Source organism: Enteroscipio rubneri, from assembly GCF_963929405.1.
Lineage (GTDB): Bacteria > Actinomycetota > Coriobacteriia > Coriobacteriales > Eggerthellaceae > Enteroscipio > Enteroscipio rubneri.
In genome coordinates, this window is the sequence record NZ_CAWVIN010000003.1 from 1,339,668 (window position 1) to 1,351,351 (window position 11,684).

Genomic DNA, 11,684 nt, shown 5'->3' on the forward strand with positions numbered 1-11,684 from the left:
CGCGAAGGTCTACAGCGCGATGCCCATGTATAAGCCGTAGAACCCGATGCGCGCCACGAAGATGCCTGCGGCGACGACGACGCACGCCACCACCAGGAGCGCAGGCGCGAACGCCTTTTTCGTTGCGACGAACGTCAGCGCGGCGGCGACGAGGCCGCACACCGCGAACGCGCCCAGCAGCATCCAAATGGCCGGCACGAGCTCGGCCGCCGACGACCAGATGTTGCGGATGGCATCGAGCCCTGCGATCTGCACGCCGAAGCCCACCGTGCCCACCGCCACGCCGGCCAGCGTCAGCGCGAGCGCCACGGTGCCCGCGCCTTTCGGCAGGCCCACCTGGGCGAAGCCCACGGTGCAGAAGCCCAGCACGGTGCCGCCCGCCAGCATGTAGCCCACCATCTGTACGATGGACAGTGGCGTGTTCCACGTGGGGATGGTGTACATCATGTATGCCAGTCCGCAGAAGGCGGCGAACACCACGGCCAGCGCCGCAAGCACCACGAGCAACGTCTTGCGCAGCGCGAACGGCAGCTTACCGGCAAGCGCTAGCACCCAGTACACCACGGCCAGCACGGCAAACGTCACGCCGACGAGGATCTCGTTCGACAGCGGGGAGGCGCCCACGCCCGAGAACACGCCGAAGGCGTTGAGGGGGCTCGCGAGGTGCATGAACGCGCCGAGGAAGCCCACGGCCAACACCGCGAGCGGGAGGGCCGTCCAGCGATCGAGGCGCTTCGCGGCGGCCTCGTCGGGCTGACCGGCGATGAACGCGTACGTCAGCGCGATGAACGCTCCGGCACCCATCGGGCCTAAGGTGGTGAACACCGCCAGCGCGGTGTGCTCGAATCCGGATCCCATGTTACTTCACCTCCGCGGCGTTGGCGACGACGCACGACGTGGAGCCGCACGGCTGCGACGAGGCGCAGGCTTTGATGAGGAAGTTCGGCGTGGTCACGCTGGGGTCGGGCAGCGGCGCCACGGCGGCCGGCACGCCGCCGCTCGGCAGGCTGTCCATCGGGCCGAACGACAGGGCGCGCATCGAGCACGCCTCCACGCACGCCGGGGCCTTGCCCTCGGCCACGCGCTCGGCGCAGCCGTCGCACTTCACGCTGTGGCCCTTGTCGCGATTGACGTGCGGGTTGCCGTAGGGGCAAGCCAGCTCGCAGTAGCCGCAGCCGATGCACCGGTGCGTGTCGACCGACACGATGCCGTCGTCGTCCTTGTGCATGGCGCCGGTGGGGCACACGTGCGTGCAGGCCGGGTTCGTGCAATGGCTGCATGCGAACGAGGTGTAGTAGGTGTAGGAATCCGTGGTCCAGGTGCCGTCGGCCGCCTGGCTCCACGAGCCGCCTTCCAGCTCGTACACGTGCCGGTACGACAGCTCGAGCGGCAGATCGTGATAATCGCGGCACGCGGCCTCGCATGTCTTGCAGCCCGTGCAGCGCGTCGCGTCGAAGTAGAATCCGTACTGCGCCATGGTTTACCCCTCCACCTTCTCGATCGTGCCGATCACGCTGTGCTGCCCGGTGCCCTTAGACACGGGGCAGCAATGGCGACTCGTCAACGTGTTGCTGCACCCGCCATGGTCCACGCGGTCGCCCTGCATGTCGGCATCGTGCCATGCGCCCTGCGGGTACATGATGACGCCGGGGATCACGCGGTTTGTCACCTTCGCCGTGGTGCGGATCTCGCCCTGCGCGCTCACGAGGCGCACGGGATCGAGGTCGGCGATGCCCTGGCGTTCGGCGTCGATCGGATTGATCCACGCCTGGAACGGCGAGAGCCTGTGCAGCACCTCGTTGGCGGCGTACGTCGAGTGCGTCGTGCCCTTGTGGTGGAAGTCCACGATCTGGAACGGGAACTCGTCGGTGACGGCATCGGGCCCGTCGAAGCCCGGGTAGTACACGGGGATGGGGGAGATCACGTCGCCGTCCTGCAGCTTCCATGTCTCGGCGAGCTCGGCGAGCTCAGGGGAATAGATCTGGATCTTGCCGGTGGCGGTCTCAAGCGGGTTCGCCACGGGATCCAAGATGAAGTCGTCGACTTCGGTCGAGGGCTCGATGTCGTAGGTGAACGCGCCCATCTTCACGCCCTCGTCGTACGTGGGCAGCTCGGGCTTGTCCTCGCGCAGTTCGTCGTAGAGCTTGCGGCACCAGTCCTCGCGCGTCATGCCGCCCTCGGAGTACTCGTCGTACACGCCCAGGCGGCGCGCCAGCTCGCCGCACACCTCGTACACTTCGCGGCGTTCGAACTTCGGCTCGTAGAGGGGCTGGCCGAAGCGGATGCCCTCCACGTCGTTGCTCTCGCCGGCGGCCGTCAGGCTGTACGTTTCCTGCGGGGTGAGGTCAGGCAGCACAATGTCGGCCCAGTTGCACGAGGCGGTCCACGCAACGTCGTACTGCAGGATGAACTCGCACAGGCTCTCGTCGCGCAGGATGTCGGTGGTGAAGCCGATGTCGGCGTTCTGGTTGGCCATCATGTTGTTGCCGTAGTTCACGAGGAACTTGATGCCCACCTTGAGGCCGTCGGCATTGAGGATGCCGGCGTTCGTGGCGGTGAGCTTCGCGCCGTCGCGGATGGCTTCGGGCCACAGGAAGTTCGGGAACTTCGTCTTGATGGGGTTGTCTCCCGTGGGAAGCGAGCACAGGCCGATGTCGTCGTTGCCGATGGTGCCGCCCGACGTGGTTCCGGGCTTGCCTACCTGGCCCACCAGCTGCGGCAGCACCATGATGGCGCGTGCGGCGTTGTCGCCGTTGGTGTGGCGTTGCGGCCCGAGGCCCTGGCAGATGTAGCACGGGTCGGACTCGGCGATCTCGTGCGCCAGCTTCACGATGCGCTCGGCCGGAATCTTCGTGATGGAAGCGGCCCATGCGGGCGTCTTCTCCACCTGATCGTAGCCGGTGCCCATGATGTAGTCGCGGTACGACAGATGCTTGCCGCGCGCGTCCTCGGGCATGCTCTCCTCGTCGAAGCCCACGCAGTACGTGTGCAGGAAGTCGAGGTCCACGAGGTCCTGCGAGATCAGTTCGTGCGCGATGCCCGCCACGAGCGCCGCGTCGGTGCCCGGCACGATGGGGATCCATTCGGCGCCCTGGTTCGTGCACGTCTCGTTGCGGCGCGGGTCGATGACGATGACGCGGGCGTTCTTCGTCTCGCGTACCACGTTCAAGTCGTAGCCCGGTCCGTCGCCGGCCATGCGCATGTCGTTGGGCGCGAAGCCAAACAGCACCACCAGCTCGCCTTCCTGGATGGTCTTGAGCGAGCGGTTGCCCCACGACGTGCCGTAGGTGTAGGGGATGGCACCGAAGCTGATGGCGGCGCTCGAGTAGCTGCCGTAGCGGGTCACCTCGCCGCCAAGCAGGTTGAACAGGCGGAAGAACGGATTGTTCATCATGATGTTCTGCTCCACGCCCGAACATTCCTGGATGAACACGCTTTCGTTGCCGTACTTCTCGGTGATGCGTTTGAACTCGCTGGCGATGGTGTCGAGCGCCTCGTCCCAGCTGATGCGCTCGTACTGGCCATCGCCACGCTTCGTTCCCTCGACGCGCTTCATGGGATAGTTCAGGCGGTCCGCGCTGCCCAGCCACGGGCGGATGGAGCGTCCGCGCAGGCAGGCGCGCGCCTCCACGGCACCGAACGACGCGTCGCCGGTGTTGTCCGATTCCACGTACTTCAACTCGCCGTCCTGCACGTGGCACTGCAGCACGCAGGCCCCTCCACAGTTGACATGGCAGTGCGTCCATACGATGCTTTCGCCATCGCCGCTCTCGTCGCCGAACGCTCGCGACGTCGGCGCGTACAGCGCGCTTGCCGCGGTGCCGCAGGCGGCCAGCGCTCCCAGCGCTCCGGTCGATGCGACGAACGTGCGGCGGGTCAGCGTGGTGCGATCTGTAGGCATGCAACCCCTCCATTCTCGTTTCGTGCAAGGCCGCTCGTGCGGTGGCGCGGCCTCTTGTCTGCGGTAGGACTATAGGCGCTCGTCGCGTGACCTGTTGTCACCAGAATGTTGTGATATTTCTATTTTCCCAGTTCAAAAGCGTTGCCTTGTCCCCCTGTCCGCAGGCTGCCTTCAACGCGTCTGGTAAAATGACGCTACGGTGATACAGAGGGGGACTCTCGCAGATGCGTGCTCCATCAGCATTGAAACCGGATGTGCCAAGCTTCGGGTACGCGACGTTTCTGTCCATCAATGCAACGTCCATCTGGGGCGGCATCTACCCCTACCTGCCCGCGTTCTGCCAGACGTCGCTCACCACCATCGTATTCTACACGGTGCAGATCGCCGCGTTCTGGCTGGCGTTCTGCGCGGCCATGGCCCTCACGTGGGCGCGGCCCGGACTTGCGCGCGGCGCGCACGTTCTGGCGTTCTCGGCGCCCCTTGCGTTCGGACCTCTCATGCTGGTGGGCGCCATGTACCTGGAATCGCTCGCGCTCGTGCTGGTGGTGGGCGCGGCGGTGCTCGTCGGCGTGGGGTCGGCTGGCTACCTCATGAGCTGGCAGCGCGTGTTCGCCTCGCTCGACAGCGCGCGGGGCAACCTTGCGCTCATCAAGGGCACCGGGTTCTCGGCGCTGCTGTACTTCTTCCTGTGCTTCATCCCCACAGCGCTCACCGCCTACCTCATCCCGCTTGTGCTCGTGCCGCTGGCCGGGCTGTGCCTGTGGATCGCCGCGCGCGAGACGGATGCGCAGCAGCCCATGTTCGACGACGTCCCGCGCGAGCACGCGGTGGTGTACCGAAACGCGCTGCGCGAGAGCTTCCTGCCTGCGCTGTCGGTGGGCGCGCTCGGGTTCTGCTCGGGCGCCATTCGGTTCATCGCGGTTACGCACCAGGAACTGCTCAGCACCATCAACATCTTCTCGATGTTCGCGCTGCTGGCCGTGGTATCCGTGTTCTACGCGACGTGGCGGCGGCACACCATCCACGTGGACCTCATGAGCGTGTTCCGTGTGCTGTTTCCCATCGCGGCGACCTGCCTCATCGTGCTGCCGTTCGCGGGATCCGCGTTCACCACGGTGGGAAGCGGCGTGACGTACGCGTGCTTCATGCTGGCCTGCGTGCTCATGATGATGCACTGCGGTCAGATCTCGCGCGACAGCGGCATCAACCCGGTGCTCGTATTCGCATTCTACGGCACCATCACCTACTTCATGCAGATGTGCGGCTACCTGGTGGGCTACGCGTCGGGCAGCGCGGCAGTGCTCGGCGTGGAGCAGCTGTCGTTTGTGGCGCTCGTGGCGCTGTACGTGATGCTGCTCATCGCGCTGGTGGGGCGCAAGGTGGGCAAGCTCCACACGAACCGCCTCGAGTTCCTCATGCTCACGCCGAAGGCGCCGCAGAAGGAGACGTCGGCCGAGATCGCCGTGACGCAGGCGGTGCGCGCCCGCGATGCCGGAGAGTCGTCCTCCGATGCGTCCGCCGCGCCGCAGCCGGTCGACCGCGTGTCGAAGCGTTGCAGGCGCCTGAGCGAGCTGTACGGCCTGTCCAGCCGCGAGGCCGAAGTCATGGAGCTGATCGTGCGCGGCTATTCGGGCCCGGCCATCGCCGAGATGCTGTTCATATCCGAGAACACCATGCGCACGCACTCGAAGCGCATCTACGCGAAGCTCGACATCCACAAGAAGCAGGAGCTGCTCGTCCTCGTCGATCAGATGTAGCGCTGCACGCCGAGCCGTTTGGCAAACGGCAGCAGCGCGACGCAAGAGCCGTTGGGCCTTTGGCGGTGACACTGTACGGCGATTGTGGGACAATAGCGCACAGACTATTCGAATTCACGCATGCGAGGTACGAGCGTTCATGTCAGCCCAGTTCAACATCAAAGCGGCCGATCCGGCTTCCGTCGCGCGGCTTCAGACCGAACTCAGCCTTCCCCGGTTCGTGGCGGCGACGCTTGTTGCGCGCGGATTCGCCGATCCCGCAGCAGCGCGGCGTTTCCTTGCCCCCTCGCTCGACCGCGATTGGCTCGACCCCTATTCGATTCCGGGCTTGGGAGCGGTTGCCGATGCGCTCGAGGCAGCTATGAGGCGCGACGAGCATATCATCGTATTCGGCGACTTCGATCTGGACGGCATTTCGGCCACCACCGTGCTTACGCGCGGCCTGCGTGCGTTCGGCGCGAAGGCGACGCCGTTCATCCCGCGGCGCTTCGAGGAAGGCTACGGAATTACGGAGGCTTCCATCGCGCGCCTGCGCACGCTCGATCCCGGTTTCGTCGTGACGGTGGACTGCGGCATCGCCTGCAAGGCTGAAGCCGCGGCGCTTGTGGAGGCCGGCATCGGCGTGGCTATCACCGACCATCACGAGCCGGCCGATCTCGTGCCTGAGGACGTGCCCGTGGCTGATCCGAAGTGCGGCAGCGGCTGCGAGAGCGCCATCCTGGCCGGCGTGGGCGTTGCCCTCAAACTTGTGCAGGCGCTCGGGGGCCGGTTCGGACAACCGCATGCATGGCGCGATTACACCGACTTCGCCACCCTTGGCACGGTGGCCGACCTGATGCCTATGCGCGGTGAGAATCGCGCGCTCGTTGCGGACGGCATCATGCGCATGAACCGCGCGCCCCGCCCGTGCATTGCGGCGCTGCTCGGCACGGCGGGCGCGGCCGATAAACCGCTCAGCGCCACGAACCTCAGCTTCTCCGTCATCCCGCGGTTGAACGCTGCCGGACGCATGGGAGACGCGCAACTCGCGCTCGATTTGCTGCTCACCGACAATTTCGAAGAGGCAAATCAGCTAGCTGCCCGTCTTGAAGAGGTGAACGATAGACGCCGTGCCATCGAGGCCGAGCTTTCGGAGATCGCCAAGGCGCAAGCCGCTGAGGTGTATCATGGTCAGCGGGCGCTCGTCGTGTCGGGCGAGAGCTGGCACGAAGGAGTGAAGGGCATCGTGGCGAGCCGTCTGGTGAACACGTACGGCGTGCCGGCCCTCCTGTTCACCATTGACGGCGACGAGGCGCGCGGGAGCGGTCGCAGCGTCGGCCAGGTGAATCTGTTCAAGGCTGTGGAAGAGGCGTCGGATCTGCTCACGCGCTTCGGCGGCCACGAGGCGGCCGTGGGCGTCACCTTGCCGGCCGAAAACCTTCCCGAGTTCGAGCGCCGCCTCATCGCTTCTATGGATAAGCTTCCTGAGGACGCGTTCCATCCGCTCGTCGAGATCGATGCGTGCGTTGATCTCGACGAGCTCACGCTCGATAACGTGGCCATGCTTGATGCGCTTGCGCCGTTCGGGCAGGAGCACCTCGTGCCGGTGTACCTTGCACGCGACGTGACGCTTGTCAACTGCCGCGCAGTGGGCGCGGAGAAGAACCACTTCTCGTGCGTGCTTGCAGACGGGCGGACAACGGTGGCGGGCATCATGTTCCACTGCTCGGATATCGAATCGCTCATGCATACCGACAGCGTGGTCAACGCGGCGTTCGAAGTGCAGATCGACGAGTGGCGCGGACGCCGTTCGGTCAAGGCTATGCTGCAATCGATCGCGCCGGCGCGCACGTGCGCGGCCCTTGAGGCGTGCCTCAATCCCGAGAATCTCAGCTTTGTCGCCGATTTGTACGCCACAAGCGACGCCGAGCTATGCGCCACCACGCCGCCGCGCCCCGAGGATGTGGAAGCCTACGAGGCCGAGCGCGAAAAGAACCGCGCGCTCTGGGAGCAGCGCGCCTCGGAGGATCCCGAGGGCCTCGCGGAGGAGATCGTGTGCGCCATCATCGGCGAAAAACCCCTGCATGAGGCGCAGCGCGCCATCCTCGAGCATCTGCGCGAAGGCCGTTCCGTCCTGGGCGTCATGGCAACGGGGCGCGGCAAGTCGCTCACGTTTCACGTGCATGCGGCCATGCGGGCCCTCGCTCGTAAAGAGGCGAGCCTGTTCGTGTATCCGCTGCGTGCGCTCATTGCCGACCAGGCATTCCATCTGCGCGAAGCGCTTGACGCTTTCGGTATAGGGGTCGTCGCCCTCACCGGGGAGAGCACGCCCGACGAACGCCGTCAAGCGTTCAAGGGATTGGCTGACGGAACCTACGACATCGCGCTTACCACGCCGGAGTTTTTGGCATGGCATGCCGATGAGTTCACATGCACGGGGCGCGTGGGCTTCGTCGTGGTCGATGAAGCTCATCATGTGGGTATGGCGAAGGCAGGGCAGCGCGTCGCCTACGCCGCCATCGGCTCCTCGATCGCTCGGCTGGGCGATCCGTCGCCGACGGTGCTTGCTCTCACGGCCACGGCCGATGACGAAGTAGCTGCGGCCATCAAGCGCGAGCTGCCTATCGATGCTTGCGTGTACGACCCTTCGAACCGCCCGAACCTCCAGGTGGACGACCAGCGCAATCTACGCAACCGCGAAACCTATCTGGCAAGCCTCGTCGCATCGGGCGGCAAGACGGTGGTCTACGTGAATTCGCGCGAGCAGTCGGTGGCCGTCGCTCGTGCTCTGCGCAAGCGGGTGCCGCAGCTTGCACCGCTCGTCGGATTCTATAACGCAGGCCTTTCTCGCGAGGAGCGCAAGCGTATCGAAGAACTGTTCCGCACGGATGCGCTGTCGGTGCTCGTGGCGACATCGGCCTTTGGCGAAGGGGTGGACATCCCGAACATCCGTCACGTCGTGCTGTATCACCTGCCGTTCAACGAGATCGAGTTCAACCAGATGAGCGGCCGCGCCGGACGCGACGGGCAAGACGCCGTCATCCATCTGCTGTTCGGCCGCGCCGATGCCGGCATCAACGAGCGCATCCTGCGCGATATGACCCCCGATCATGACTGCCTCGCGCAGGTGTACCGCGCACTGCGCGCCATCCAGCGCGACAGCTCGACCGCCTTCTTCGCGATGAGCAACGCCGATGTAGCGGATGCCGCCAGTACCGATGCCTTTCCGGTCAGCCCGGCTTCGGCGGCGTGCGGCGTGGCGGTGTTCCGCGAGCTCGGGCTCATCGAGACGCGCACCGCGTTCGGCGAAGGCGGCCTGGCTCGTTCCATCCACGTGGTGGAGACGAACGCCAAAGTTGAATTGACGGATAGTGTACGCTACCGTGAAGGTTTAGGGGAGCGTGCGATATTCCACGCCTTCAGGGACTGGGCGATGAAGAGCGATTCTGATAGCCTGCATAGACGGGTTTCCCGGCCGATCCTGCCAAGCGAAGCCTAAGCGGGGTTCGCATCGAGGTCGAACGCCCAATCGGCCGTTCACCGGCGGAGCGAACAAAACCGCATGCGTGCGCGGGCGCGCAGGATGGAAGAGAGGAGGTTGACGATGGGCAAAGACGGTCATGAAGAGCTGCTGGGTACGCCGCTCGAACCCGGCTCGCACCGCCAGACCGTGGAGGACAACCTGCTTGGGAGGCCGCGCGTGGCCGAGAAGTCGTTCGCTCCCGACGCTAAGAAGGAAAGCCAGGCGTCAAGGACGCCCGAAGAGCGTTTCGCCGAGCTGCAGCGCCTGACGTCGACGTACCTCTCCGAGGAGGACGAAGCCGTGCTGGCCAAGGCGTTCGCGTTCGCGAGCGAGGCGCATGCCGGCCAGTGCCGCAAAAGCGGCGAGCCATTTATCGCGCATCCCGTGGAGGTGGCTATTATCCTGGCCGATCTGCGCATGGATGTGGAGACGTTGTCCGCAGCTCTGCTGCACGACACCGTCGAGGATACAACGGTCACGCGCGAGCTGGTGGAGCAGGAGTTCAGCCCTGAAATCGCACAGCTGGTGGAGGGCGTGACGAAGATCACGCGCATCGAGGTGGAGAGCCTTTCCGACGAGCAGGCCGCCACCATTCGCAAGATGCTCGTGGCCATGAGCAAGGACATCCGCGTTATCGTCATCAAATTGGCCGACCGGTTGCATAACATGCGCACCCTGGGCGCACTGCGCGAGGATCGCCGTATCTTCAAGGCACGCGAGACCCTGGAGATATACGCGCCCATCGCGCACCGTCTGGGGATCAACAACATCAAGTGGGAACTTGAGGACCTGTCGTTCTTCTACTTGGAACCGAACAAGTTCAAACAGGTTTCGCGCATGGTCACCGAAAGCCGTGCGGAGCGCGAAGGCTATCTCGATCAGATCATCGAGATCCTGCGAGATGAAATGGAGAAAGTTGGTATCCAGGCCCAAATCATGGGGCGCCCGAAGCACCTTTACTCCATCTACCAGAAGATGACGAAGAAGGGCAAGGGCTTTTCCGAGATATACGACCTCATCGCGGTGCGCATCATCGTGAAGTCGGTCAAGGACTGCTATTCGGCGCTCGGCGCGGTGCACACCTTGTGGCACCCCATGCCCGGCCGCTTCAAAGACTACATCGCCATGCCGAAGTTCAACATGTACCAGAGCTTGCACACCACGGTCATCGGCCCGGCGGGCCGGCCGCTTGAAGTGCAGATTCGCACAGAGGACATGCATCGTCAAAGCGAGTACGGCGTGGCAGCGCATTGGCGCTATAAGGAGAAGGGCGGCAAGAGCGGTGATGCGCTCGACCAGCAGCTCGCCTGGTTGCGCCAGATGATCGATTGGCAGAGCGAGACGCAGGATTCGCGAGAGTTTCTCAAAGACCTCAAGGTCGACCTCGCTCCCACCGAGGTGTACGTGTTCACGCCCAAGGGCGAGGCCATGAGCCTGCGCTCGGGGTCGACTCCCGTCGATTTCGCCTATGCCATCCATACCGAGGTGGGCAACCACTGCGTGGGCGCAAAGGTGAACGGGGCCATCGTGCCGCTTACCTACGAGCTGCAGCTGGGCGACCGTGTGGAGATCCTCACACAGAAAAGCGCAAGTCCTTCGCGCGACTGGCTGAACATCGTGAAGACGCCCAGCGCGCGCAGCAAAATACGCTCGTACTTCAGCAAGATCAGCCGCGGCGATGATCTGCAGGCTGGCCGCGATAAGCTGACCCGCGAGATGCGCAAGCACGGCCTTGGCATTTCGAACGCGCAGTCCATGCGCGCTATGAAGGCGGTGGCCGAGCACATGGGCTTTCGCGATGCCGATGACATGCTCGTCAACATCGGCACGGGCAAAGAAGGCGCCCAGCACGTGGCGAACCGCCTGCTGAAGATACTCGTTGATCGCGGCACCGAGGCCGACGAAGCGCCGGGCCTGGGTTCGGGCACCATGTCCACAGGCAAGCTGCCCCCCATGCTCACCAGCGTGAAGCGGCCCAAAAAGCACGAGGCGCACACGTCCAACGGCGTGGTGGTGAAGGGCATCGACGACGTGCTCGTGCGCCTGTCGAAGTGCTGCAACCCGGTGCCGGGCGATGAGATACTCGGTTTCGTGACGCGAGGTCGCGGAGTGTCGGTGCATCGCGCCGATTGTCCGAACGCGCAGGATCTGAAGCAGACGCCCGAGCGCATCATCGACGTGTCGTGGGAGCACGACCTGCCGAAGAACACCTCGTTCAAGGTGGAAGTGCTCATCGAGGCGCTTGATCGCATGAATCTGCTGCGCGACGTGACCATCATCCTCTCGGAAATGGGCGCGAACGTGCTGGCTTGCTCCACCACATCGCATCGCGACGGTATGGTTGAGATGCGCTTTTTGTTCCAGGTGTCCGACATCGCGCACATCGATATCGTATTGAACCGGCTGCGCGATGTTGAAGGCGTGTTCGATGCGCGTCGCATGGTGCCTAAAGCAGGCAGCGGCAAGAAGAAATAAGGGTCGTCGCGGACGCGTCCCGCGCGACGACGACATACAGTGTCGATCG

6 protein-coding genes are annotated in these 11,684 nt (G+C 64.6%); 3 read left to right on the plus strand and 3 right to left on the minus strand.

Going from position 1 to position 11,684, the window contains the following annotated elements; translation table 11 throughout:
- Window positions 1-9: 9 nt before the first annotated feature.
- The 3 genes from ABGT83_RS12520 to ABGT83_RS12530 are packed head-to-tail and all read right to left on the minus strand — an operon-like array spanning window position 10 to window position 3,901.
- The gene (locus tag ABGT83_RS12520) at window positions 10-858 is read right to left on the minus strand and encodes a dimethyl sulfoxide reductase anchor subunit family protein (protein WP_346687893.1); all 849 of its coding nucleotides are present in this window, start codon (window positions 856-858) and stop codon (window positions 10-12) included.
- Window position 859: 1 nt separating this feature from the next.
- A complete protein-coding gene (locus ABGT83_RS12525) occupies window positions 860-1,477 on the minus strand; it encodes a DMSO/selenate family reductase complex B subunit (RefSeq protein ID WP_346687895.1) in 618 nt (205 codons plus the stop codon).
- 3 nt (window positions 1,478-1,480) lie between these two features.
- Complete coding sequence (locus ABGT83_RS12530; protein WP_346687897.1) at window positions 1,481-3,901, minus strand: DMSO/selenate family reductase complex A subunit; 2,421 nt, start codon at window positions 3,899-3,901, stop codon at window positions 1,481-1,483.
- Window positions 3,902-4,155: 254 nt separating this feature from the next.
- On the opposite strand from ABGT83_RS12530, the gene ABGT83_RS12535 reads away from it, so the two are divergent.
- The 3 genes from ABGT83_RS12535 to ABGT83_RS12545 all read left to right on the plus strand — a co-directional run bounded on the left by ABGT83_RS12535 (window position 4,156) and on the right by ABGT83_RS12545 (window position 11,635).
- Window positions 4,156-5,658, plus strand: a complete 1,503-nt coding sequence (locus tag ABGT83_RS12535; protein WP_346687898.1) for a helix-turn-helix transcriptional regulator — start codon at window positions 4,156-4,158, stop codon at window positions 5,656-5,658.
- Between the two features lie 139 nt (window positions 5,659-5,797).
- Complete coding sequence (gene recJ, locus ABGT83_RS12540) at window positions 5,798-9,136, plus strand: single-stranded-DNA-specific exonuclease RecJ (protein ID WP_346687899.1); 3,339 nt, start codon at window positions 5,798-5,800, stop codon at window positions 9,134-9,136.
- Between the two features lie 105 nt (window positions 9,137-9,241).
- Window positions 9,242-11,635 (plus strand): RelA/SpoT family protein, encoded by a 2,394-nt coding sequence (locus ABGT83_RS12545; protein WP_103263884.1) that lies wholly within the window; start codon window positions 9,242-9,244, stop codon window positions 11,633-11,635.
- The last annotated feature ends 49 nt before the right edge of the window (window positions 11,636-11,684 follow it).